This is a genomic window from Corynebacterium tuscaniense (assembly GCF_008693065.1).
GTDB classification, from domain to species: Bacteria; Actinomycetota; Actinomycetes; order Mycobacteriales; family Mycobacteriaceae; genus Corynebacterium; species Corynebacterium tuscaniense.
Genome location: NZ_VXKH01000007.1, coordinates 1 through 25161, shown reverse-complemented (window position 1 = coordinate 25161; position 25161 = coordinate 1). Strand labels below are relative to the sequence as shown.

Annotated in this window: 23 protein-coding genes and 1 pseudogene; 16 read left to right on the top strand and 8 right to left on the bottom strand. The window is 57.6% G+C overall.

Annotated elements, in window-relative coordinates:
• The first annotated feature begins 16 nt into the window (after positions 1-16).
• Positions 17-967: a class C sortase gene (locus tag F4V54_RS03180; protein WP_170253096.1), complete on the top strand. Its 951-nt coding sequence runs from the start codon at positions 17-19 to the stop codon at positions 965-967.
• The gene (locus tag F4V54_RS03175; protein WP_150386210.1) at positions 954-9269 is read left to right on the top strand and encodes a SpaA isopeptide-forming pilin-related protein; all 8316 of its coding nucleotides are present in this window, start codon (positions 954-956) and stop codon (positions 9267-9269) included. Before F4V54_RS03180 ends, F4V54_RS03175 begins: the two co-directional genes overlap by 14 nt.
• Before the next feature lie 124 nt (positions 9270-9393).
• On the opposite strand, the gene F4V54_RS03170 is transcribed toward F4V54_RS03175, so the two are convergent.
• Complete coding sequence (locus tag F4V54_RS03170) at positions 9394-9609, bottom strand: hypothetical protein (RefSeq protein ID WP_102724262.1); 216 nt, start codon at positions 9607-9609, stop codon at positions 9394-9396.
• Between the two features lie 22 nt (positions 9610-9631).
• Positions 9632-9946, bottom strand: a pseudogene (locus F4V54_RS11895) (hypothetical protein); the annotation flags it as partial.
• 116 nt (positions 9947-10062) lie between these two features.
• On the opposite strand from F4V54_RS11895, the gene rpsL reads away from it, so the two are divergent.
• The 6 genes from rpsL to F4V54_RS03140 all read left to right on the top strand — a co-directional run bounded on the left by rpsL (position 10063) and on the right by F4V54_RS03140 (position 17110).
• Positions 10063-10434 (top strand): 30S ribosomal protein S12, encoded by a 372-nt coding sequence (gene rpsL / locus F4V54_RS03165; protein ID WP_034665197.1) that lies wholly within the window; start codon positions 10063-10065, stop codon positions 10432-10434.
• A gap of 6 nt (positions 10435-10440) precedes the next feature.
• On the top strand, positions 10441-10908 hold the full coding sequence (rpsG, locus tag F4V54_RS03160; protein WP_034665194.1) for a 30S ribosomal protein S7: 468 nt from the start codon (positions 10441-10443) through the stop codon (positions 10906-10908).
• A gap of 173 nt (positions 10909-11081) precedes the next feature.
• A complete protein-coding gene (gene fusA, locus F4V54_RS03155; protein ID WP_034665191.1) occupies positions 11082-13205 on the top strand; it encodes an elongation factor G in 2124 nt (707 codons plus the stop codon).
• A gap of 343 nt (positions 13206-13548) precedes the next feature.
• Entirely contained in the window at positions 13549-14739 is a 1191-nt protein-coding gene (gene tuf / locus F4V54_RS03150; RefSeq protein WP_034665189.1) for an elongation factor Tu, read from the top strand.
• Positions 14740-15086: 347 nt separating this feature from the next.
• Positions 15087-16187 carry an HNH endonuclease signature motif containing protein gene (locus tag F4V54_RS03145; protein WP_150386209.1) on the top strand — a complete coding sequence of 367 codons (1101 nt, stop codon included), beginning with the start codon at positions 15087-15089 and terminating at the stop codon, positions 16185-16187.
• Positions 16188-16414: 227 nt separating this feature from the next.
• A complete protein-coding gene (locus F4V54_RS03140; RefSeq protein WP_150386208.1) occupies positions 16415-17110 on the top strand; it encodes a hypothetical protein in 696 nt (231 codons plus the stop codon).
• Here F4V54_RS03140 and F4V54_RS03135 read toward each other — a convergent pair.
• From F4V54_RS03135 to F4V54_RS03110, 6 genes are read right to left on the bottom strand one after another with little or no spacing between them, the layout of a single operon-like run.
• Positions 17107-17670: a hypothetical protein gene (locus F4V54_RS03135; protein ID WP_150386207.1), complete on the bottom strand. Its 564-nt coding sequence runs from the start codon at positions 17668-17670 to the stop codon at positions 17107-17109. The two genes, F4V54_RS03140 and F4V54_RS03135, sit on opposite strands and share 4 nt — an antisense overlap.
• Positions 17667-18245 carry an Asp23/Gls24 family envelope stress response protein gene (locus F4V54_RS03130; protein ID WP_150386206.1) on the bottom strand — a complete coding sequence of 193 codons (579 nt, stop codon included), beginning with the start codon at positions 18243-18245 and terminating at the stop codon, positions 17667-17669. The genes F4V54_RS03135 and F4V54_RS03130 overlap by 4 nt, the downstream gene beginning before the upstream one ends.
• A gap of 4 nt (positions 18246-18249) precedes the next feature.
• The gene (locus F4V54_RS03125) at positions 18250-19098 is read right to left on the bottom strand and encodes an Asp23/Gls24 family envelope stress response protein (protein WP_150386205.1); all 849 of its coding nucleotides are present in this window, start codon (positions 19096-19098) and stop codon (positions 18250-18252) included.
• Positions 19098-19298 (bottom strand): hypothetical protein, encoded by a 201-nt coding sequence (locus tag F4V54_RS03120; RefSeq protein WP_150386204.1) that lies wholly within the window; start codon positions 19296-19298, stop codon positions 19098-19100. Before F4V54_RS03120 ends, F4V54_RS03125 begins: the two co-directional genes overlap by 1 nt.
• Before the next feature lie 15 nt (positions 19299-19313).
• On the bottom strand, positions 19314-19655 hold the full coding sequence (locus F4V54_RS03115) for an Asp23/Gls24 family envelope stress response protein (RefSeq protein ID WP_102724004.1): 342 nt from the start codon (positions 19653-19655) through the stop codon (positions 19314-19316).
• Positions 19656-20153, bottom strand: coding sequence for an Asp23/Gls24 family envelope stress response protein (locus F4V54_RS03110; RefSeq protein WP_034664279.1), 498 nt, complete (start codon positions 20151-20153; stop codon positions 19656-19658).
• An 832-nt stretch (positions 20154-20985) separates the two neighbouring features.
• On the opposite strand from F4V54_RS03110, the gene rpsJ reads away from it, so the two are divergent.
• The 8 genes from rpsJ to rpsC all read left to right on the top strand — a co-directional run.
• On the top strand, positions 20986-21291 hold the full coding sequence (rpsJ, locus tag F4V54_RS03105) for a 30S ribosomal protein S10 (RefSeq protein WP_003848085.1): 306 nt from the start codon (positions 20986-20988) through the stop codon (positions 21289-21291).
• A gap of 23 nt (positions 21292-21314) precedes the next feature.
• On the top strand, positions 21315-21968 hold the full coding sequence (rplC, locus tag F4V54_RS03100) for a 50S ribosomal protein L3 (protein WP_150386203.1): 654 nt from the start codon (positions 21315-21317) through the stop codon (positions 21966-21968).
• The gene (rplD, locus tag F4V54_RS03095) at positions 21965-22618 is read left to right on the top strand and encodes a 50S ribosomal protein L4 (RefSeq protein ID WP_102724003.1); all 654 of its coding nucleotides are present in this window, start codon (positions 21965-21967) and stop codon (positions 22616-22618) included. The genes rplC and rplD overlap by 4 nt, the downstream gene beginning before the upstream one ends.
• Positions 22618-22920, top strand: a complete 303-nt coding sequence (gene rplW, locus F4V54_RS03090; protein WP_102724002.1) for a 50S ribosomal protein L23 — start codon at positions 22618-22620, stop codon at positions 22918-22920. The genes rplD and rplW overlap by 1 nt, the downstream gene beginning before the upstream one ends.
• A 42-nt stretch (positions 22921-22962) precedes the next feature.
• Positions 22963-23799, top strand: coding sequence for a 50S ribosomal protein L2 (gene rplB / locus F4V54_RS03085; RefSeq protein ID WP_034664271.1), 837 nt, complete (start codon positions 22963-22965; stop codon positions 23797-23799).
• 16 nt (positions 23800-23815) lie between these two features.
• Positions 23816-24091 (top strand): 30S ribosomal protein S19, encoded by a 276-nt coding sequence (rpsS, locus tag F4V54_RS03080; protein WP_034664270.1) that lies wholly within the window; start codon positions 23816-23818, stop codon positions 24089-24091.
• Positions 24092-24094: 3 nt separating this feature from the next.
• Entirely contained in the window at positions 24095-24451 is a 357-nt protein-coding gene (rplV, locus tag F4V54_RS03075; RefSeq protein ID WP_034664268.1) for a 50S ribosomal protein L22, read from the top strand.
• 3 nt (positions 24452-24454) lie between these two features.
• Positions 24455-25161 (top strand): 30S ribosomal protein S3 (rpsC, locus tag F4V54_RS03070; RefSeq protein WP_150386202.1); only part of this gene is annotated, 707 nt, incomplete at its 3' end.

Genomic DNA, 25161 nt, shown 5'->3' with positions numbered 1-25161 from the left:
AGGCAAGGACACACGAGTGACAACGACGGTGATAGGTGTCGACGCGGGGCGTCGAAAAGCGAAAGCGGACAAGAAATCCGTTCGCTTTTCCACCAAGGCTGCCGTTGTCCTGCTCCTTGTCGGCATCGCGGCTATTTTGTACCCGGTGGTGTCAACGCTGCACAACAATGCGGCATCATCCCGCGTGGCGGATCAAATGACCGTTGAGGTCACACAGATGGAATCACATCGGCGAGACCTCCTGTTGGGGGAGCTCCAGCAATACAACGAATCATTGCGGCGCAACCCCGTCCAGCCAGGTATTCCGGAGGAAATGGACTTCCAGCCGACACCTGAATACCTTGCCTACCTTGAGGTGGGGAAGCCGAACTTCACGTCGACAGATGCTTTCTCCGAGGTGATCATCCCGGATGTGGATATTCGCCTGCCGGTGTACAAGGGCTCAGGGCCAGAGGCACTCAACCGTGGAGCCGGGCACCTGTTCGGAACAACATTGCCGGTGGGTGGACCCGGTACAAACACGACGATCACCGCGCACACGGGCCTGGCCACGGCCTCGATGTTTGACAACCTGATCAACATTAAAAAGGGCGATGACGTGTTCATTAGCACGCTTGGGGACATCATGCGGTACCGCGTGGTGGGCACCAAGGTTGTTGCACCCGACACGATCGATGCCATCCCGCAGGTCGGTGACACTGAGGAGGATCGCATCTTCCTCATCACCTGCACACCTTACGGTCTCAACTTCCACCGCCTCATCGTTGAGGCGCATCGTATTCCACTCGACGCTGAACCCCAGCGGGACCTTGATGTGGGGAATGCGGTCGGACCGTGGCAGACATGGATGACCATTGTGGCCACCATTTTTGTACTACTCATGGTGCTGCTTGCCTGGATTATTTATTCCGGGTTGAAGCAGCGTCGACGCACTTCGGACGAGGACAACTCTCATGAAACTCTTTAATCGTGCCAAGCGTATCGCTGCTGTTACTGCGGCAAGTGTGATTTTGGTGAGTGGGGCGAGTGTGCCCAGTCAGGCTGAAGACGGTGCGGGAGCTTCGCTTATCGACGTCTCCCCGGCATCGTCCGCCCCGAGTGCTTCCGCTGAGTCTCCAGCGTCTTCACCGGATGAGCCTGCAGCGCCGGCTCCTGTTATGCCTGCGGCCCCTGCTCCTGTGGCGCCGTTGCGCGCACCGGCAGCAGGTAACGGGTTTGCGGTTGAGGAGGCAGCGGGTGGTGTGACCATCACTGGTCTTGGTGGGGTGACGCTCGTTGGTGGTGCGTTGACGATTCCGGCCGAGATTGATGGCAAGAAGGTGGTTGGCATTGGTCCACGTGCCTTCCGGAATGCGGGTGTGAAGACACTTGAGTTCGCCGATGGGCTCGAGCTGGATGTGATTGGTGATGCCGCGTTTCAGGGCAATGAGATCAGCGGTGAGTTGAAGGTTCCCGCCAAGGAGATTGGTGAGAACGCTTTTGCCCAGAACAAGATCAAGGACCTTAAGCTTTCTGGCACGACTGTGGTGGCTAAGGATGCTTTTCGTGATAACGAAATCGCGTCGCTAAAGCTGAATCCTCCGGCAGGTGAAACTGTTGATTTGGCGGAGCGCGCCTTTATTAACAACCGTTTGAAAGGCACCGTTGACCTGAACAAGGTGGGCAAAGTTGGGGATGATGCCCTTTCCACCAACGATCTGCGTGAGGCGAAGCTGGGGGAGAATACGTCCTTGGGCAGCGGTGTGTTCAAGGAGAACAATGCGTGGGTGAAGCTGACCACCCCGGAAGGTGCTCAGCTTGATAGCTCGATTAAAACGGCTGAGTATGAGTCAGGCTTCGGGCAGATAGTTGACCCTGTGAAGGTGATTGTCCGTTACATCGATGACAAAGGTGCGCAGATTCTGCCTGATGAAACGTTGGGTGACGATCTGGCTGCGCCAGGACCGAAGTTCCAGCGCGGAAAGGAAGCCACTCACACACCACGCCAGGTATCCGGATACAAACTCGACACCGAGTCGATCACGTTCACGCCGGATAAGGATGGCTACGTCATTGAGGCGAAGTACACAAAGGTGGATAACAAGCCAGTGTTCACCTTCCCGAAAGATGGGATCAGGCTGAACAACGGGGAAGAAGTGACCTCGGAGCGCCTCAAGCGGGGAGTATCGGCGCGCAGCCATGATGGGAAGGACATCACCAACAAGATCCAGGTAGACGGAAGCGCAATTGATACCAAAACCACTGGGCTATATGAAGCAGTGTTTTCCGTTGTTGATGATGAGGGGAATGAGACTGTAGAGACCGTGCCCGTCTTCGTTGGAGCAGACTGGGGCGAGTATGAATTCGGTGGAGGCTGGCAGGTCAAGGACTTTGTTTACACCAAAGACGGCCATGTAACAGGTTTTAGTGAGAGTGGTAAGGCAAAGCTGGCTGCGGGGAATACAACGTTGTGGATTCCTCCGGTGACCACTGAGGGGTCGCCCGTAACAGGCATCGGCAACCGGGCCTTTTACAAGACGCCGATCACATCGATTGAGGGGGGATGGCAAAATGTGAGGCGGATCGATAATTTCGCGTTTGCGGATACAAGTCTCTCGAAGCTCCCGGATGATTGGGGCGGGGTCAAATTGATCTACCAGGGTGCCTTCTCAAACTCCGAGATTGCGGAACTTCCCGCGTCATGGGGGGATGTTGAGCAACTGGACTATGATGTGTTCCGCAACAACCAACTCACCCGTTTGCCTGACTCCTGGGGAAAGATTACCGTCCTTCCTGGGGCCGTGTTCATGGGAAACAAGATCGAATCGCTTCCGCAGTCGTGGGGCAATGTGAGATCGATCGGGAGTAGGGCATTCAAGGAAAATGCGCTCACAGAGCTGCCTGAATCGTGGGGGAATGTCACTGGAATTGGAAGCGAAGCTTTCTCGAGTGATCGGTATAAGGAGCAAACAAATAAAATCAATGCTCTTCCGAAATCGTGGGGCAAGGTGACGAGTCTCGGCAGTGGGGCGTTTGAAAATAACGAGATTGAAAGTATCCCGGATAGCTGGGGCCAGTTATCCGTGATACCCAGCAACCTATTTCGGAATAACAAGCTCAAGGAAATTCCTGCATCGTGGGGTGGTATCACCCGAATTGGAGATTCGGCCTTCCATAAAAATGACATTGCGCATGTGCCCCCCAGCTGGGAAAATGTGAAAGAAATTGGGAGATACGCATTCGGGTACAACCAAATTACTGAGATCCCGGAGTCATGGGGCCAGCTGGAAAAGTTGAATGAAGGCATTTTTGTTTCCAACCGACTAATAAAAATCCCAGATTCGTGGGAGCAGCTCATGGAGATTGGAAGTCGAACGTTTGAGAACAATGATTTGACCGAATTGCCCGCATCCTGGGAAGGCATCAAGAAAATTGGTGGCAATGCCTTTTTCAAGAATAGGATCGCGGCGGTACCGGAGTCGTGGGGTGAGATAGTGACCCTTGACGGTTGGGCCTTCGCGGACAACAACATTGAACGGCTACCTGTTTCATGGGGCAAAATTCAAGAGCTTCGCTATGGCACCTTCCGCAATAATCCGTTGAAGATCATCCCTGATTCATGGGGAGAGGTTGAATCCATCGACGGAGGGATATTCCAAAATACTGAGCTCACATCACTTCCGAAATCTTGGGGCAAAGTGAAGCGGTTTGGGAGCGGAACTTTTGATGTTGCACCAAGCGCAGTACCGGGTTTGAGTGACCTGTCATTTGAGATTCCCTCAGAGAATTTAACCCAGAATTTTCTGGACACGCTGATATTTTCAAAGCTTCCTCTTCCGGTCACCCTGTACACACCGGATCGTGTCACGCCCGAAGGGTTGAAGGTGCCCGACGGGGTCACAATCAACCCGATGAAGGTGACCGTCCGTTTCGTTGATGAGAGCGGTAACCCGATTGGGCCGAAAGAGGACGTCAGGGAAACAAGCACGAGAACCCTTTTCAACTACCAGCCACCAGGCATTTACGGGTATGAGGCGCCACCGGCGGTTTCCCAAGTTTTGGGGCCTGATGCGGAACAAGAAATTGTTCTTGTGTACAAGAAGATTCCAGCAGATCAATTGCCCAGCAATACGAACATTTCACTCAATCTGAACAACAAGGACCCTTACTACATTGGTAAGGACATGACGGGCAGCATCAAGGTCGACAGAACCGGAAACGCGACTGACACTTTGAGGAATGTCCGTGTGTTCGTGCACTTCGATCCCGAGGTCTACGACGTTGAGAACTTCGACATCACAGCGTACAACCTTGGGATTGACCGAAGCACGATTAAAAAAGAGGGCTCGATGGTCTCTTTTGTCATCAAGTCTCTCTCACCAGGCCAAACACTGACCATCCCATTCCGTCTGAAGTTCTACCCGGGGCCGACAGCGGCGAACACCGATTACCCGCTTCAAGCCACGATCACTGATGAGAACAACGTGGGCATTGCCGAAAGCAACGTTGAGTCTTTTCAGGGCTACTACAGCCAGCCGCGAGAAACCATCTCGGTGCCGGGAGAGGATACGTCCACGGGTGAAATCAGTGATTATGACCAAGCTGTGAACAAGGATGACCCGAATAATCCGGTGACCTATGTTGCGGACAATGATCCGCAACGCCCAGTGAAAAACACGTTGGATTACAACATCTGTGTCAGTGGACTGCAGCGAAACGTCGGCGACTACCAGCTCACTGTTCCACTGCCGGAATACCTTGTTCACCCGAAGTCGGCCAATTATGATCCGGACAATCCGCGGCGACTGGCTGAGTTTGATCCAGAGAAAAACCCTGGTTGGGTGCTGTCTTCTGATGGTAAGCAGCTCGTGTACACGGGGCACAACGGTGACGGTCGTGCGAACATCTGCAAGCCACTGACCCTGGGCTACCCAGGGGCAGTTGAGAATGAGAAGTTCTCTCTCAACGCCTCGGCGATCATGACTCCTACCGGCAAGCCGGACACGGAGCGGCACCTTGCCACCACAGCAACGCACAGGAACTTTTTCGGCCGTAGTGTCCCGCCTCCAGGTGAGATTTTGGCCAAGATCCCTACAGGTAACCACGGCGACGCCAGAAACAATTATTTCTACGACAACGCGCGTGAGCGTGGAGGAGTCTTCCCCTGGTCAATTGTTTATGAGATGCCTTCTGCAATGAGCGGTGTGGTCTTCACAGATCATGGGTTGGATCAGCGGATGTACTACGACTCGGTCACCGTGCCGGTGAACCTTGGCACCGTGACTGTCCGGGTCCTCGACGATACGGGCGCAGAGCTCCAATCCGATATTGTGGATTCGGCCAACAACCGGACAATCACCTACGAGCGCAATAAGGTCCTCAAGGCAGCCAAGATCCGGTTTGAGGTCAAGGACCCTGTTCCGGAAGGCCTGCAGGGCAGAATCAGTGTGTCGACGCGGCTTAAAGATCCGGATGCGCCTATTGGTGATGAATCCAAAGCACGAGTATTTGAAAACCGTGCGTCATTGCAGGCAAAAGATGTGCCGACCGTCAATGTCACAGCACGCAAAACGGTGAAGCCTCATGATCAGAAAATCACGGCTTTCAAGACCCAAAAGGCAGTCAATGCGGAAGGCAAGCCCGTTGACAACCTCATCACTGGTGACTTTTTGGAATACACGGTTGGCTTCACCCCGAATGAGAGTTTTGGGGAGACGATCACAGACATAGTGGTTGTGGACCTGCTTCCCCCTGGACTTGATGTGTACGACATCACGATGACGGCGGAATTCTCGCGTTTGCCAGGTGCACGCTACGAAGTGGTGGATAACTACCGCGATAGCGGTCAGGCCGCTGTAATTTTCCGCGCTACCTCTGCATCTCCTGACCAAGCCCGGCCTCAAGAAAGGATGACGGCAGGGTGGATTAAGGGCAGGATCAATTTGCTGGGGCAAGACAGGTTGAGAAACGATGTCTTTGTCAAGGCAACGAACACGGGGCTTAATAATGCGGTTACTGACAAGCGGCTTGGCGACGATAAATGGTCCCAAGCACAGCGGGAAGCAGCATTCACTCCGGCAGCTGCCATGGAAATCACCAAACAGATTAGGGAGCACGCGGCGGACGGCACGGTTGGTGCGTGGACAAATTCAGTAACCACGTTGCCGGGAGCCAAAATTGACTACCGCTTCCGCCTTACAAACGGCACAGAGCGCCCCCGTTCCGGCCTTGTTGCTTACGACGTATTCCCGCATGTCGGTGACGTTGGCATTCCTCAGGGCCGTAACTCCAATTTTGCGAACACCTACGATCCCACACGCGAAGTAACTCTGCCGGAGGGGTACACCATCTCCTACTACAACGGGGATGCGTGGCCGGTATATGACGGATCTAGCCAAGACGACGTTGAGAATGTCTTGGCAGGTTTGGCGTGGGAGCCGACTCCCAGTGTGACCACTAAGGCAGTCCGCATCGAGCAACAGCCCAATGTTGAATTGATGGGCGGACAAACAATCGAGTTCATCCTCCCGTTCAATGCCAACGCGGAACGGTTGGATGCTTATGGCAACCCGCCGCAGGATCTTGTGGGCAAGGCGGCTTATAACTCCTTCTTCTATCAAGATAATTCGCAGCCTGAACTTCTTGAAGGTAACCGTGTTTCCAACCTCTTGAAGGCACGGCCTATCTCCATTGAGTTTGTGAAATATGAGAAGGACACGAAGAAGGCTCTTGCTGGTGCTACCTTCGCGCTTAAAGACGCAACGGGAACCACTATTGCCACCGCGAAGTCCGGCGTAGACGGGCGTGTTGTATTCCCCAACGTGGCGGTGCGAGTGGGGCACCGTGTTGTTGAGGTGGCTGCCCCCGATGGGTACCAGGTGAGCCCGCAGGAGCGGATTATCACTGAAACGGATTTGAGCGAGGGGTATGCCAAGAACCCGGCGGTGATTGAGTTGGGAGAGTTCTTCAATGAGTTGAAGCCGCCAGCACCAGAGTATGGCCGCCTTGAGTTCAAGAAACTGAACTCTGCAGGCATGCCACTTCCTGGCACTAAATTCACCCTTTCCAAAAACGATAAGAAGTATGGTCGCCTCCTGTATGAGGCAACTGCTGATGGCAATGGACGGGTGGTTTTCACCAACGTGGTGGCTGGAAAGGGCTACTTCTTGCAGGAGACCCAACCAATTGCGCCTTACCAGCCGGTCCCCAATATCGGCGGAATTGCAATTGACCCGAATCAGACGACGAAACTGGGCAAGGATTTCACTGTTCCGGGCACAGGAGAAACTATTGACAATGTCATCGTGAATGACAAGGTCCAAATTCGTCTTGATAAACGATTGGTCAACGATGACCGCCTGGTGGATAAGGATGGCAACAAGCGTGCCTTCGGTTCTTTCCAAGCGGCGGATGGAAGTTTCCTCAGCGGTTCCACTTTCCAAGTCGTAGAAAAAAGCACGGGCAAGGTCATCTCCAGCGTGAGCCCATACGACTCGGAGAAAAGCCTCATCACTGGGCTTCATCCAAACACGGTTTACCAACTGCGTGAGACGTATGTCCCTAGCAGATACGAGGAGATTGATTGGCTGAAAGACACCATGTTCTTCCAAATCTCCAATGACGGCAAGCTCTTGGACGAAAATGGCAAGGAATTCCCAGTGCAGTCCGCGCTCTATGTTCCGAACCGAGCAGCAACACAAGAATCAGTCGTGACGGTGAGCAAGGTTGACCAAAAGAGTCAGCCTCTTGCCGGGGCTGAGTTCGAGCTTCAGCGCATTCACAAGGATGAAGCTGATGGGACAACCACATGGATCAAGGTCGGTGAGACCGTGACAACGGGTAGCGACGGTGTCGCCGCGTTCACACTTGCGGAAAGTGGCCGGTACCGTGTCGTCGAAAAGCAAAATCCTGCTGGCTACGTCGGTGATTATGTTTCGCCTGAGTTTATTGTTCAGCGTACGGTTGCCAAGACGTTTACGTATTCGGCGACGAACTATCGGATTCGTCCGACTGTGGCGAAGATTGATTATGTTGCGCGTGGTTTGCCGGACCAAGGTGCTGCCCTGGAGGTAAGCAAGAAGCATCCGGGCTCTACCGCAATTCGTCGTCATGGTGCGTGGGAGGTTGTGAAATACCTGCCTGGCGCGGCATTTGATCTGCGTGAAGGTGATAAGGATGGCGCAGTCATCCAACACATCGAAACAGGTGATGATGGTAAGGCTGAAATCACCGTTGACCTGGACCCGGATAAGTCCTACGTCCTGGTAGAAACCGAGGCCCCTCAGGGCTACGCCGCCGCTGAGAAGCCGGTGACGTTTATTCCGGCGACGATGATGCAGTTTGAACCAGGCCGTGAAAAGGGAATGTTCACGGTGTATGTACCCAACGCGCGGGAGACCGGCCGCATTGTGGTGTCCAAGACAGATATGAATTCAGGGTTGCCACTGCTTGATGGTCAAGCCGAATTCACCGCACAGAAGGTGAACAAGGTCACTGACGGATCTGAAAAGGAAAACGACATTGTCATCGACGGTGTCCGCTACCGCCCTGATCCGGATGAGAAGGCGCATACGAAGAAGACGAGTAAGTCCGGTGGTGTAGCAACATTTGACAAGCTCAGCCACGGCACGTGGATTGTGCGTGAGACTGCTGCGGCGAAGGATTTCGTGGTGGATGATGCACCAGCGATCTTCGAGGTGAGCAGAAATGAATCCTCGCATACGTTCGTGTTTGCTAACCAGGGTGATCCGAAGATCAAGCTGACCAAGTTCATTAACGGCCAGGATGCGAATAACAAGCTCACCACTGTGTGGTTGGCGCCAGATGCAGACACGATGGACGTGAAGTTTGTTGTGGAGAACACCGGCAAGGCGACATTGCGTGATGTCACGGTCACTGACCACATTGAGGGTGCGCAGGACCAGTACATCGATGAGGCCTTGTCGCACGCAGTGTTCACCGTAAAGCGTGTCGACGGCACCGTTGAGAACAACGTTCCCAACAGCAAGATGGTGCTGGCCCCTGGTGATAAGGCTGAGACCACACTTGAAGGGATGGCCTCACCTGAGGTGAACAAACTGCACCGCAATGACGCAACGGTTGTGGGTACCTGGAAGTCCCCGAATGATGTGACGGATGCTGATCCGGCGCATGCTTACCGCATGCCGGTGAGCCTGCCATTGCCGGCAACAGGTGATCAGCCATGGTTGATTAGGTTGTTGATCTTCGGCGGATTGGCGCTGTTGCTGGGCATGGCGTTTGCTCGTCGCGCGGTGCGCCGAGAAGCGTAAAAGCGCCCCCGTACGCCCCATGCGCCCCATGAGCCTCAGGCGCATGGGGCGTACAAGCAGCGGCCGTGATCGGCGATGCCATAAAAGTTTTTGGTCTCTTTGCCTTAGTTCTTCTGCGCGAGTTCTACTGCCCGGATTTCAAAAGAGCAGAGAGGACAAAACCAAGGATTGTGCCACCGATGATCGAGGACCAGAACGTGATAGCGGTGTACTTAGCATCAGCTGACTTGTCAATGCCGAAGATCTGGTTGATAAACGCGAGGAAACCTTCCTTGGACGATCCCTGGGGATCTGGATCCGTCGGCTTCGGATTCGGCTGGCTTCGCAGTAACAGTGACATCGCGGGATGCCGTCTTTGATGCAGAGAGAACATTTGAGATGCTCAGAACACCGTTGGCCAAAGTGACACCTTGAGGTGTGCCAACAAGCTCGGCGTTCGAAGACACATGCAGGCGGACGGTGCTGCCTTCCGCACTGATCTTAGAAACGGCACCGAAAGCGACAGAGGAAATCTTCGCGTCGCCGGTGGTCACCTTCACTGGAATGTTAGCGCCAGCGTCGACCTCGTTGGGCACGTGGCGATTTGCTTTACGGCGCAATCGCGCGGTAAATTTGCACCCGATTCCGCCGTCGTATGTTTTATGTGCGACGGAGATGGAAATGAACTCCCCGTTCATCCTGAACGGTTCGATGTTCAAGCACGCGGAAGGGCCCCGGAAAAGAGCCCCCATTTTTGCGTGTCTGGGCATGGTTCTGTTTGGGGTGGGCGATCAGACGACAAGAAAGTGTTGGTATGCCAACTATTCAGCAGCTGGTCCGCAAGGGCCGCCACGATAAGAGCAAGAAGGTCGCTACGGCAGCCCTGAAGGGTTCCCCGCAGCGTCGCGGTGTGTGCACCCGCGTGTACACCACCACCCCGAAGAAGCCGAACTCCGCTCTGCGTAAGGTCGCGCGTGTGCGCCTGACCTCTGGCATTGAGGTTTCCGCATACATCCCGGGTGAGGGCCACAACCTGCAGGAGCACTCCATGGTGCTCGTGCGCGGTGGTCGTGTGAAGGACCTTCCGGGTGTCCGCTACAAGATCGTCCGTGGCGCACTGGATACCCAGGGCGTGAAGGACCGCAAGCAGGCTCGCTCCCGTTACGGCGCGAAGAAGGGACAGTAATTAAAAATGCGTAAGCAGCAAGCACCGAAGCGTCCCGTAATCAAGGATCCGGTTTACGGCTCCGAGCTGGTCACCCAGCTGATCAACAAGATCCTCAAGGACGGCAAAAAGTCCACCGCACAGCGCATTGTTTATGACGCGCTGGAGATCTGCCGCGAGAAGACCGGTACTGACCCGGTTGGCACCCTGGAGAAGGCACTGGGCAACATCCGCCCGGACCTTGAGGTTCGTTCCCGCCGTGTTGGTGGCGCAACCTACCAGGTTCCGGTTGAGGTCCGCCCGGGCCGTTCCACCACCCTGGCACTGCGCTGGATGGTTACCTTTACTCGTCAGCGTCGTGAGAACACCATGGTTGAGCGCCTTGCAAACGAGATCCTGGACGCATCCAACGGTCTCGGCGCATCCGTGAAGCGCCGCGAGGACACGCACAAGATGGCAGAGGCCAACCGCGCCTTCGCTCACTACCGCTGGTAGTTTCCCGCTTCGCTGCGTCTGGCGCGACGTCTTTGTGGCGTCGTCATGCCAGATCAGCGAGGACGTGGCAGAATTAACCAAGGAAAATATCCGCAAAGGCGTCTCACAGTCGCCCCGTTTAGATGGGAATGCGGCTCTCAGGCGTCGACGACAATTAAGTTGGGGTACACAACGTGGCACAAGAAGTGCTTAAGGATCTGAATAAGGTCCGCAACATCGGCATCATGGCCCACATCGATGCTGGTAAGACCACCACGACCGAGCGCATCCTGTTCTACACGGGCATCAACCGTCGTGTGGGCGAGACCCACGACGGCGGCGCAACCACTGACTGGATGGAGCAGGAGAAAGAGCGCGGCATCACCATTACGTCCGCTGCTGTGACCTGTTTCTGGAATAATAATCAGATCAACATCATCGACACCCCGGGCCACGTCGACTTCACCGTTGAGGTTGAGCGTTCCCTGCGCGTCCTCGACGGCGCTGTTGCAGTGTTCGACGGCAAGGAAGGTGTGGAGCCGCAGTCAGAGCAGGTGTGGCGCCAGGCTGCTAAGTACGACGTCCCGCGTGTCTGCTTTGTTAACAAGATGGACAAGCTGGGCGCTGACTTCTATTACACCGTTCAGACCATCATTGACCGCCTCGGCGCAAAGCCGTTGGTGATGCAGCTGCCAATCGGCGCTGAAGATGACTTCGACGGCGTGGTTGACCTGATCAACATGCAGGCCATCACCTGGCGCGGCAAGACCGAGATTGGTACCGAGGGCACGATCGAGGAGATCCCGGCTGACCTTCAGGAGAAGGCTGAGGAGTACCGCGAGAAGCTGCTCGAGGCTGTTGCTGAGTCCGACGAAGAGCTCATGGAGAAGTACTTCGGCGGCGAAGAGCTGACTATCGACGAGATTAAGGGCGCCATCCGCAAGATGACCGTCAACTCCGAGATCTACCCGGTCTTCTGTGGTACCGCATACCGCAACAAGGGCGTTCAGCCGCTTCTCGACGCGATTGTGGACTACCTGCCCAACCCGCTGGACATCGGCGAGGTCACCGGTACCTCCCTCGACGGCAACGAGCAGCTGACCCGTAAGCCGTCCGTCGACGACCCGTTCTCCGCACTGGCATTCAAGATTGCTGTTCACCCGTTCTTCGGCAAGCTCACCTACGTGCGCGTCTACTCTGGCCAGGCCATCCCGGGCGAGCAGATGCTCAACTCCACCAAGAACAAGAAGGAGCGCGTGGGCAAGCTCTTCCAGATGCACGCGAACAAGGAGAACCCGGTTGAGCACGCTGACGCCGGTAACATCTACGCGTTCATTGGTCTGAAGGAAACCACCACGGGTGACACCCTCTGCAGCCCGGATCACCCGATCATCCTCGAGTCCATGGACTTCCCGGACCCGGTGATCCAGGTGGCTATTGAGCCGAAGACCAAGGCTGACCAGGAGAAGCTGGGTACCGCTATTCAGAAACTTGCTGAAGAGGACCCGACCTTCACCGTCCACCTCGACGAGGAGTCCGGCCAGACCGTTATCGGCGGCATGGGCGAGCTCCACCTTGATGTTCTGGTGGACCGCATGAAGCGCGAGTTCAAGGTTGAGGCGAACATCGGTTCCCCGCAGGTTGCTTACCGCGAGACCATCCGCAAGCCAGTCGAGCACCTCGACTACACCCACAAGAAGCAGACGGGTGGTTCCGGCCAGTTTGCAAAGGTCATCATCTCCATCGAGCCGTACAACCCGGACCCGGAAACGCTCGAGGAAGGCGAGTCCGCGATCTACACCTTCGAGAACGCTGTCACCGGTGGCCGCGTGCCGAAGGAGTACATCCCGTCCGTCGACGCTGGTATCCAGGACGCAATGCAGTACGGCTACCTCGCTGGCTACCCGCTGGTGAACATCAAGGCCACCCTGGAAGATGGTGCGTACCACGAGGTTGACTCCTCTGAGATGGCCTTCAAGCTCGCTGGTTCCCAGGCTCTGAAGGAAGCTGTTGCGAAGGCAAAGCCGGTCCTGCTCGAGCCGCTCATGGCTGTTGAGGTTGTCACTCCGGAGGAGTACATGGGCACCGTCAACGGTGACATCAGCTCCCGTCGTGGCCAGGTGTACGCCATGGAGGATCGCTCCGGCGCAAAGGTTGTTAAGGCGAAGGTTCCGCTGTCCGAGATGTTCGGCTACATCGGTGACCTGCGTTCCGCAACCGCCGGCCGCGCAAACTTCACCATGGTGTTCGACTCCTATGGCGAGGTCCCGTCGTCCATCGCTCAGGAGATTATCGACGAGCGCAACGGCCGGGCCTAACGTCCAGCCGTCCCCGCTTAACCTTCGCCAGTAGGCACTAAGCGGGGAAGCTCACACCGGTGGTAATGGCTGAGCTGAGGCTGGTGCAGGTCACAGGAACTGCCCAGGTTGAGCCGGCCGTTACCACCGGGAGACCCCGTTGTGGTTTGAAAAACGGCCACGACAAATCTAGGATCAAGTAACTGGCACATTGTGAAATGGCCATTGTTTCCATGCCCTCGCACCGGTTCACCACCCAAACGCGTGGACTGAGTGGATCGAGTGCTAGGAAATGCAAACAAGGCAAAGTAAATTTACGTGGCTGCGAGAGTCGTAGTCACATGCACGTCCAGGAGGACAAACAGTGGCAAAGGAAAAGTTCGAGCGCACTAAGCCGCACGTGAACATCGGCACTATCGGTCACGTCGACCACGGCAAGACCACCACCACCGCCGCTATCACCAAGGTGCTGGCTGACAAGTACCCGGAGGAGAACAAGGCCTTCGACTACTCGGCTATCGATAAGGCTCCGGAAGAGCGCGAGCGCGGCATTACCATCAACATCTCCCACGTGGAGTACAACACCCCGAAGCGCCACTACGCACACGTTGACGCCCCGGGCCACGCCGACTACATCAAGAACATGATTACCGGTGCTGCTCAGATGGACGGCGCAATCCTCGTTGTTGCTGCTACTGACGGCCCGATGCCGCAGACCCGCGAGCACGTTCTGCTCGCCCGCCAGGTTGGCGTTCCGTACATCCTCGTTGCACTCAACAAGTGCGACATGGTTGATGATGAGGAGATCATCGAGCTCGTCGAGATGGAGATCCGCGAGCTGCTCGCTGAGCAGGATTACGACGAAGAGGCTCCGATCGTCCACATCTCCGCTCTCAAGGCTATCGAGGGCGAGGAGAAGTGGGTTCAGTCCATCGTGGACCTGATGCAGGCTTGCGATGACTCCATCCCGGATCCGGTCCGTGAGACCGACCGCGACTTCCTGATGCCGATCGAGGACATCTTCACCATTTCCGGCCGCGGTACCGTTGTTACCGGCCGTGTTGAGCGTGGTGTCCTGAACCTCAACGACGAGGTCGAGATCATCGGTATCCGCGAGAAGTCCCAGAAGACCACCGTCACCTCCATCGAGATGTTCAACAAGCTGCTCGACACCGCTGAGGCTGGCGACAACGCTGCTCTGCTGCTCCGTGGTCTGAAGCGTGAGGACGTTGAGCGTGGCCAGGTCATCATCAAGCCGGGCGCTTACACCCCGCACACCAAGTTCGAGGGCTCCGTCTACGTCCTGTCCAAGGACGAGGGCGGTCGCCACACCCCGTTCTTCGACAACTACCGTCCGCAGTTCTACTTCCGTACCACTGACGTGACCGGTGTTGTGAAGCTGCCGGAGGGCACCGAGATGGTTATGCCGGGCGACAATGTCGACATGACCGTTGAGCTCATCCAGCCGGTCGCTATGGACGAGGGCCTGCGCTTCGCTATCCGCGAGGGCTCCCGTACCGTCGGCGCTGGCCGCGTGACCAAGATTCTGGACTAGTTTGTAACTAGAACCAGGTTCTGGTTCCACCGGAACAGCTCCTTAAAAGCCGCATCCCTTTCGAGGGGTGCGGCTTTTGTTATGCCGTCTTGGAGGCGACCTTTGCAGGTGATGAGGGGCAGGGTTAGACGTTAGGTGTGTCTGCCTGGCCTGTCTGGTGGCGTTTTTGGTTCCGCGTCAAGTGTTTGGAACTTTTTTGGGTGTTGAGGGAACCGGGCTGTTTCCGCTGTTCTTCGGTCTCCTGCGCGCGCTTCAGTGTGCGCACCCTGTGGATAGTTTTTCGGGTTATCCACAGGCTTTTCGGCCCCTAGCTGCGCGTTTTTGGTTTTCGGTTTAGCGTTGCCGGCATGAATCCTTTTGCAGCACTAGTGGCGGGTTTAACGAACCCGGTTGAGACCTTGGCATCCTTTGATGCCCAGGTGCTTATCGACGCTGGCTGCAACCCGTCCCATATCCGCACATGGGCGAAAGTTCACACGGTCTACTACGGGAAAACGAAGTTCACCCGTAAACAAGCAAACGCGATTACGGTGGCACGCTCGACTCAGAAGTCCTTGGATCAGCTCGTCTACATCGAGGGACAGTTAGCACCTATCGCTGACCCTGCTGAGAAGTGGCGGCTACGTTTAGTGTTGTTGTCGGTTCCGGGTGACTATAAAACGCTTCAGCGTCGGGCGAAGACCATCGTCCCGGAGGTGGACAAGCCTGCCCCGGAACCGGCGGTGGGGTTTGGGCGCTCACGTAAAAAGAGGCGCCCTATCATCATCACGGCTAGAGAAGAAGACGCAGCAGCTATCGAGTACGCCTCACGCCAGGGCCTCGGCGATGGCCCTGCAGGCCCCCAGATGTACGAGAACTTAATGACCATCCTGGGTCTTCGCCCTGATGCTCAAGGTGAAGGGGATGCCGCCCCAGCTCGAGTTGCTCCGGCTGTTCCCCGCCCCTTAATCCTCATCCCACTAGACGACCACATCACCATTGTGGGCGGTGATGGGGACGACACCATCTTGGGGTTGACTGATGGCACCACGATCACCGGTGCGGACTACCTGACGCAGCATCATGGGGAGCAACTGGAGGTGGCGGTGTTCCACCCACAAGCAGGTGCCGTCAACCTGTATGACACGCAACGCTTCGCCAACCGGAAACAGCGTGACCTAGCACGGGCTTTGTCACCAATCTGCCCGGTACCGGGGTGCCGGCATGCGGCTGATAACTGTCAGGTCCACCACATCAAAGCATGGTCGAGGGGTGGGCATACGAACATGAATAACCTGGCGATGCTGTGTCGCTATCACAACCGCACCAATGATGATGACCCCGCACATGCCCACCGGGGCAGGGTGGAAAATATCTGCGGTGTGCCAACCTGGCGTTCACCCCGCGGACACCTCGTGGCCAACACCATCCACCCCTACGGAGCCATGACACTCCTCTACGGGCGGTAGCCCTTAGAACATCACAAGCCGGCATACGTCGGCTGTTTGTTGTCCCCAAAAAATGGATGGTTCGACGATGGCGATAAGCACGATGCAAAACCGCTGGTCGCGGATAGCTGTGCGGCGCGGCAGTCACACCGGCCCATCAAGGCCAAGGCGCCCGGCAGGCAAAACAGCTGCCGCACATCACCCGCCCCGCACAAACATTCCGCTACTTAACCCTAAGCTCAGTGGGTGTGAATGACCCGACGCGTATTCCTCGAGTATTAGAGCGCCTCCGTGAAGCGTGGGAGGGGCAACCGGACCTTCCACTGGCCACGCTGTTTGGCATTCTTGCGAACAATGGCGCGGGGTGGGGTACCACGGATGAGGAGTTGGAGGAGCTGCTTGTCCGCCAGGCGCAGGCACACCCTGCTGATTTACCGCGTAGTGATGAAGGCCGTGTCGCCGTGGATGTCTTGGTGGAGACGGTGTCTCCGACGCACCGCGTGACGCTCACGGCGATGGGGGATGTGGTGGTGCGCTCCGGCACAGAAAGTGCCCGGCAACCGAGTGTGTGGCGTTACTCTGCAGTGCGTCCCACTGGTCCGGGCAGGGTGCTCGTGGTCGCGGACTCTGATGGTGTGGAACATCGCCTAGGTGTGGTCACGCTTATTTCGCACGTGGGGTCTTCTGCGCCCCTGGAAGGGCTTGTAAGGCCAGATATTGGCAATGCTGTGTGGCTTGTTGTGCTGGAGGGCGGGGCCCGTGCAGTGGTGACGCAGCGCATTCACCTGTGGCAGGTGGAGGGGCGGGCAGTGCGCAAGTCGTCCCATACCTGGGAGCGGATTGTCAACGCGGCGTCGGGGGAAGAGTTCCGCTACGCGCCGGCAGGTGGGGGTGCGCAGGTGTCTCTTGGGCGGGTCGAGCTGGTATTGCTGCTTGAGGGTTAAAGCGCTGTCACCTTGTCTAAGTGGAGTTTGAATACGGTGTCAATGTCCATGGTGTCTACCGCGTCGCAGAAGTCTGTGTCCATCTGTTCTACGTAGGCGATGAGGGTGTCTAGCTCAACGTTGGGGTTCGCGTTGATGGTGAAGGTTACGGTTGGGCGCTTGTTCACGTAGGTGACGGTGTGCGTTGCTTTGGTTACCAGGTCGGTGGTTTCCGCATGTGTGCAGGCGGCTTGAGCAAGACGGGCAACGTTGATGCGCGTTTTGCCGAGTTCTGGTTGAGCTGGCGTGAGAGTGCGGTTGTTGAAGGCGCGACTACGAATGTTCGGCAAGATTAGCGCCAGAGCAAGGACGAGGGAGATTACCAGCGCGGTGATCAATGCGGCGGTGTACCAGTTCATACCGGGGATGTTCGTGAGCATGGAGCGGTTGATTTCCCGCACGAAGGGGGAGAGGTAGGGGATCTCCCAGTACATTCCTACTGGGATGAGTCCGCCGGCGATGAGCAGTAACCCGAGTAGGAAGATGATCAGGCGGTCAATGGCAGCGAGTCCGGTGGTCATGGCATGTCCTTTGCTGACGGTGCGGGCAATACGTTGACTTTCACGCGGGGGGTGGGTTTGAGTCTTTGTGCTTGTTCGGTCAGTGTGGTGGCGAGCTGGTGCTCAAGGTCGGTCGAGCCATCGTTGACGACGTTGACGGTGAGGGCGCGGCGGCTTGCGCGGGAGGAGATGCTGGTTTGCCCCAGCTCCGATCGCACCGTGGCGGTGGATTTCCGGGCAATGTCTACCGGGCGTACCCAGATGGAGGATGTTGGGGAGATCACCTGAATATAGCGCCGCGGGCGGGGTTTCACGGCTGCAAGGATGAACCAGAGGCCGACCAATGCCATGAGAATTCCTACGGTCACTCCCGCTTCATCTACGCGGGCAGAACCGAACCACTCAAAGGCGGGCCGTAGCCAAGAGTTCTGTGGGTCATTTTCTTGGTGGCGGTACCACAGGTCACGGCCGATGACGCTGGCGAGGCACAGGAGAAGTAGGCCAACGAGGACGGTGAGCCACCGCACAATGGGGTTGCCTTTGGGTTCTGCGCCCGGTGCGGGGTGTGCTTCGGTGGGGTCGGACTGTTGTGTCATGGGTTTAGCGCATCTCCTTCCTGCTCGCGGTGGTTTCGGTGTAGGAATCCTGGTCCACGCGGTCGGGGTCGATGAAGATCTTGCCTAAAGGCCGTGGCTCAGGAACCTGCGGGGAGGTGATGGGGGAGGGGGTGACGGTGATTCGTCGTAAAGCTTGTGGCATCGGACGCTCCACCGGAACGAACTTGGAGCGCCGTGCGGTGATCGGGCGAAGGGCTTTTTGCTTTTCGACGTTCACCGGCCTCAACCCCGCCACCTCCGGAACCGCAACGCGACGCGGCATAACCGGTGGTGGCGCAGTGGCAGAGATCGGGCGTATTGGCCGCGGAGGCTGGACTGCGATGACTTTTGGCGGCGTAGGCACCTCAATCTTTCGCACGTCCTCGTAGGTCGAGGAATCTACTGTGACTGGGGTGAGATCCTTGACCGGCTGGGCAGCGGGGGACGAAACGTGCGTGGCAGTGACTCGAATCGGGGTGGGCACGAGCGCCGCTGGATGGTTGGACAGATCCTCGCGAGTGACGGTATCCCCAGTGGAGATCTCCGCATCAGCCACGGCGATGTTGAGACGGTTGACCGTGAGACCCGTCAGCGTTTCCACATGAGACACCACGGTGCGGCGAACCTCATCGGTGATCGCGCCAACGGGGGCGGGGTAGGAGGTGACAACCTCAATATCCAACGCCACCGATTCCGCCGCGCGGTCAATGTGCACATCCACCCGCGGGAAGCTGCGACCAGCGAGGCCGGCGAGTTTCGCATCAACCTCACGAGTGCCCGGCACAGACCGAATGGCGGCGCTGGCAACGTGCGCAACTGTCTTTTCACTGATGCGGTACGAGGAAGAATCCATTATCCGCGGCCCCGGCCAGACGTTGCGCTGATCAAGGCAGCCACGTCAATACGGCCGTCCAAATGCGCGCCGATGACACTACCGATGGTGCCCAGCAGGAGAGTGGCGAAAAACCCGAGCCAGCCACCGAAAATCAAGGCGAAGGCCAAAACCACGCCAATGATGGCGCCGAGCACTGTCTTGTTAGAAAAGATATTCATGCTAGATCCACATTTCTATTTCGTGGTGCTGTGGCGGACGGCATCTTCCACAACCACATCTACTCGGGGTAAACCGGGTGCTTGGGCAAGTGCCGGGACGGCAAGGATAGCCGCTCGAACGTCCCTGACCAGTTGAGGAATTTCCCGGCCTGAGGACAAGTCATAGATGAGGTGCACAGCGATATGCGTGCCTTCTTCATCCATCTCAAACACCTGGAGCCCTTCAATGAGTGCGCCAGGGAGTCGGAGCACGGCGTGGGCCATCCGCCCACTGCTTAAACCCGCCACACCGTCGACGGACAGGGCTGCATCGCAGATCGCGTCGGCGATGTCCTTAGTTATGGTCAGGGGAGCCATCTACTGTTCCAGCACCTGGCCGTTGCTTGGCAGGGGCTGTTCGGTGCGGGCTGTGTCCGCATCCCCGTTGTCGTCCGGCAAGTGGACGTCGTGGACAGTGACATCCACACGATCAACGATGAGGCCGGTCATCCGGGTAATAGCGACGGTGATGTTCTCACGGATCGCATTAGCCAGCTCATGGATAGCCACGCCGTACTCAGCGATGATGGCCACCGCCACGCTGGCGTGGCCGTTCTCCACCGCAACGTTCACGCCCTGCTGGACGTTGGTGGATGAGGTGAGGGACTCGCGCACGGCACCCCACATGCGGGCGGCACCACCGCCCAGGTTGTGCACACCGGAGACCTCCCGGGCAGCGATGCCGGCGATCTTGCCCACCACGTTCTCATCGATGACAGTGCTACCGTGCTCAGTCTCCAGCACCTCATTGCGCTTCACGGGAGCTTCTTCCGGGGCGGCCGCCTCGTTCGTGGCCGGAGTGTTATTCGTTGCCATTAGTGGTCCTTTCACCGTTGGTTATAAGCATCCTTGATGCGACACCTGTCCATCCTAGGAAGAACTTCGGCCTACGGCTATACCTTCTTGTGGTGGACATTGGGCTTCACATTGTGATGGGGGCAAACCGTGATGAACGAACTGCAATAAATGAACTTAAATAAACCAGGAGGATTGTGCCGGCACGCCACATTCGCCGTTTTGCCACCTGACTTATTTGAAAGCGTTTATTGCAGTCTGGGTTTTGGGGGGTGAGGCGGGGCAGGGTGGGACGTCGATAAGCAAAAGCGCAGTTTGCAAATGTGGAGTGAGGTGTGTTTGAATACTCGGGTTGCTTTAACACGGCGCATTTCTGTGGAACTCGCAGGGTGCGCCGCTGGTAGGGCGAACATGACACCTTTGCACGATGAGCTCCTGCTTATCGACGAAGGACCTGCGATCGAGCACAGGCCGCCAACGAGTAGGCACTCTCGAGACCGGGGACCGGAGAAGGGGCATGGCAAATAAACAGCGGCAGTACGCGAAGGCCACGTCAACACCTGTTTGGTGTGCGTACCCCCTTGCGAGCCTGACACTGCACACATGAACGCGCTTAGCGCGGGCACGTGAGCGGCGGAAGCACTGACAAGCGTTGTTTATGCGCTTGCGCACCTTCCGAGATGTCATGGCAGTCATTCACATGAAAAGACACTGGCGTTGATGCCGGACCCAAACCGGACAACGTTATAGAGAAAAAGAAGACAGCTAAGTTTCCACCTCTTCGCTCTCAATTCACTTCGTTCACGTCGAGCGAAGCGAGAGGTGAACGTGGGACAGCGAGGAAGAGGTTGACGTGGCGGGACAGAAGATCCGCATTCGGCTGAAGGCCTACGACCACGAAGCGATCGACGCATCTGCGAAGAAGATCGTTGAGACGGTTACCCGCACGGGTGCCCGCGTCGTTGGACCGGTGCCGTTGCCTACCGAAAAGAACGTGTACGCCGTTATTCGTTCTCCCCACAAGTACAAGGACTCGCGCGAGCACTTTGAGATGCGCACGCACAAGCGCCTCATTGACATCCTCGACCCGACGCCTAAGACAGTTGATGCCCTCATGCGCATCGACCTGCCGGCCAGCGTCGACGTGAACATCCAGTAGGTCGTAGTAGGGAGAACTGACACATGACTAATGAGATCAAGGGCATTCTGGGCCGCAAGCTCGGCATGACCCAGATCTTCGACGAGGAGAACCGGGTTGTTCCGGTGACCGTCGTCGAGGCTGGGCCGTGCGTTGTCACCCAGATTCGCACTGAAGAGACCGATGGCTACTCCGCCATCCAGATTGCCTACGGCGACATCGATCCCCGTAAGGCAAAGAAGCCGCAGGCAGGCCACTACAAGAAGGTTGGCCAGAACCCGCGCCGCCACGTCGCTGAGATCCGCATGGATGACACCTCGGCGTACGAGCTGGGCCAGGAAGTGTCCGTCAATATCTTCGAGGGTGACACCTTCGTTGACGTTGTTGGCACCACCAAGGGCAAGGGCTACGCAGGCGCCATGAAGCGCCACGGCTTCGCTGGCCAGGGTGCCTCCCACGGTAACCAGGCTGCTCACCGCCGCGTCGGCTCCATCGGTGGTTGCTCCACCCCGGGCCGCGTGTTCAAGGGCACCCGCATGGCTGGCCGTATGGGCAGCAACCGTGTGACCACCCAGAACCTGAAGATTCAAAGGATCGACGGCGACTCCAACCTGCTCCTCATCAAGGGTGCTATCCCTGGTGCTAAGGGCAGCCTGGTTACCGTCAAGACCGCAGTGAAGGGCGGTGCTCACGCATGACAAACCTGACACTTGATGTCCACACCGCTGACGGAGCCACCAAGGGCACCGTTGAGCTCCCGGCTGAGCTCTTCGACCGTGAAGCGTCTGTGCCCCTGATGCACCAGGTTGTGAACGCTCAGCTCGCAGCCGCACGTCAGGGCACCCACAAGACCAAGACCCGCGGCGAGGTTGCCGGTGGTGGCCGTAAGCCGTTCCGCCAGAAGGGCACCGGCCGCGCACGCCAGGGCTCCATCCGCGCACCGCACTACACCGGCGGTGGCACGGTGCACGGCCCGCAGCCTCGTAACTACGCGCAGCGCACCCCTAAGAAGATGATCAAGGCAGCTCTTGCTGGTGCTTTGACCAACCGTGCTCAGAATGACCGCATCCATGTGGTCGAGGAGCTCGTACCTGGTCAGAAGCCGTCCACCAAGTCTGCACGCACCTTCGTCGAGCGCCTCACGGACCGCAAGTCGGTCCTGCTGGTCATCGGCCGTGAGGACGTGAACTCCCGTCTTTCCGCACGGAACCTGCCGGGCATTACGATCCTTGAGCCGGGTCAGCTGAACACCTACGACGTGCTCAAGGCAGACGATGTCGTCTTCTCTGTGGAAGCTCTGCACGACTTTGTCAACCGCGCCACTGCAGCAGTGGAGGATAAGAAATAATGGCCAAGATTGCTAACCCGCGCGACGTCATCATCGCCCCGGTCGTCTCCGAGAAGACCTACGCGCTGATGGAGCAGAACACTTACACGTTCTACGTCGACACTGACGCAAACAAGACCCAGATCAAGATTGCCGTGGAAGAGATCTTCGGCGTGAAGGTCGCCTCCGTGAACACCGTCAACCGTGAGGGTAAGCGCAAGCGCTCCCGCACCGGTTGGGGTAAGCGGAAGGACACCAAGCGCGCTTATGTGACTCTCCGCGAGGGCAGCGACTCCATCGACATTTTTGGCGGCGTCGCCTAACGGCAACGAACCAAAAAGAGTTCGATACGAAAGAGGAAAATTATGGCTATTCGTAAGTACAAGCCGACAACCCCGGGTCGCCGCAACAGCTCTGTTTCCGAGTTCCAGGAACTTACCCGTTCCACTCCGGAGAAGTCTCTGCTGCGCCCGCTCCCGAAGAAGGGTGGCCGCAACACTCACGGCCACATCACTACCCGTCACCGCGGTGGTGGCCACAAGCGCCAGTACCGTGTGATTGACTTCCGCCGCACCGACAAGGACGGCGTGCCGGCAAAGGTTGCTCACATTGAGTACGACCCGAACCGCACCGCTAATATCGCGCTGCTGCACTACGCAGACGGCGAGAAGCGCTACATCATCGCGCCGAAGGGTCTGACCCAGGGCACGATCGTTGAGGCAGGCCCGAACGCCGACATCAAGGTTGGCAACAACCTGCCACTGCGCAACATCCCAACTGGTACGACGATCCACGCTGTGGAGCTCAAGCCGGGCGCTGGCGCCAAGCTTGCACGTTCCGCTGGTGCGTCCATCCAGCTGCTGGGTAAGGAAGGCTCCTACGCTGTTTTGCGTATGCCGTCTTCTGAAATCCGCCGCGTGGACATCCGTTGCCGCGCAACCGTTGGTGAGGTCGGCAACGCCGACCAGATCAACATCCGTTGGGGCAAGGCCGGCCGTATGCGCTGGAAGGGCTGGAGGCCCACTGTCCGCGGTGTTGTCATGAACCCGGTTGACCACCCGCACGGTGGTGGTGAGGGTAAGACTTCCGGTGGCCGTCACCCGGTTTCCCCGTGGGGCCAGAAGGAAGGCCGTACCCGCAACCCGAACCGTTATTCCAACAACATGATCGTGCGCCGTCGTCGCCCGAACAAGAAGCGTTAAGAGGAGGTAACTTCATATGCCACGCAGCCTGAAGAAAGGCCCGTTCGTCGACGAGCACCTCCTCAACAAGGTGGACGCTCAGAACGAGGCTGGAACCAAGCAGGTCATCAAGACCTGGTCTCGCCGCTCGACCATTCTCCCCGATTTCATCGGCCACACCTTCGCTGTCCACGATGGACGCAAGCACGTGCCGGTGTTCGTGGACGAGTCCATGGTCGGCCACAAGCTCGGCGAGTTCGCACCGACCAAGACCTTCAAGGGTCACGTTAAGGAAGAGAAGGGGCGTCGATAGATCATGAGCGACACCATCACCTCCGCACGCGCGACCGCTAAGTACGTGCGTACGTCCCAGATGAAGGCGAACCGCGTCCTGGACCTTGTCCGCGGCAAGACCGTGTCCGAGGCCCTGGCCATCCTGAAGTACGCGCCGCAGGCCGTTTCCACCCAGGTGGCAAAGGTCGTCGCGTCCGCCGCAGCCAACGCTGAGAACAACTTCGGCCTGGACCCGCGCACCCTGGTCATCTCCGAGGCTTACGCCAACGAGGGCCCGACCATGCGCCGCTACCAGCCGCGTGCTCAGGGTCGCGCATTCCAGATCCGCAAGCGCACCTGCCACATCACCGTGGTAGTGGAAAGCCAGAAGGAGGCTTAAACAATGGGTCAGAAAATTCACCCGCACGGCCTCCGGCTGGGTATCACTTCCGACTGGAAGTCCCACTGGTACGCCGACAAGTCCTACTCCGACTACGTCGCTGAGGACATCAAGATCCGCGAATTCCTGAAGAACAACCTCGAACGCGCCGGCATCGCCGACGTTGTCATCGAGCGCACCCGTGACCGCGTCCGCGTGGACATCCACACGGCACGTCCGGGCATTGTGATCGGCCGTCGTGGTGCTGAGGCAGACCGCATCCGTCGTGAGCTGGAGAAGCTCACCGGCAAGATGGTCGCCCTCAACATCCTCGAGGTCAAGAACGTCGACGCGAGCGCTGCACTCGTTGCACAGTCTGTGGCTGAGCAGCTGGTCAACCGCGTCGCATTCCGCCGCGCAATGCGCAAGGCAATCCAGTCCGCAATGCGCCAGCCACAGGTCAAGGGCATCAAGATTCAGTGCTCTGGCCGTCTCGGTGGCGCTGAAATGTCCCGCGTCGAGCGCTACCACGAAGGCCGCGTTCCCCTGCACACCCTCCGCGCTGAGATCGACTACGGTCTCGCCGAGGCAGACACCACCTTCGGCATCATCGGTGTCAAGGTATGGATCTACAAGGGCGACGTTGTCGGCGGTGTCCGCGAGTCCGAGCTGAACGCTCCGGGCAACGACCGCCGTGGCCGCGATCGTCGCCCGCGCCGTGGTGGCCAACG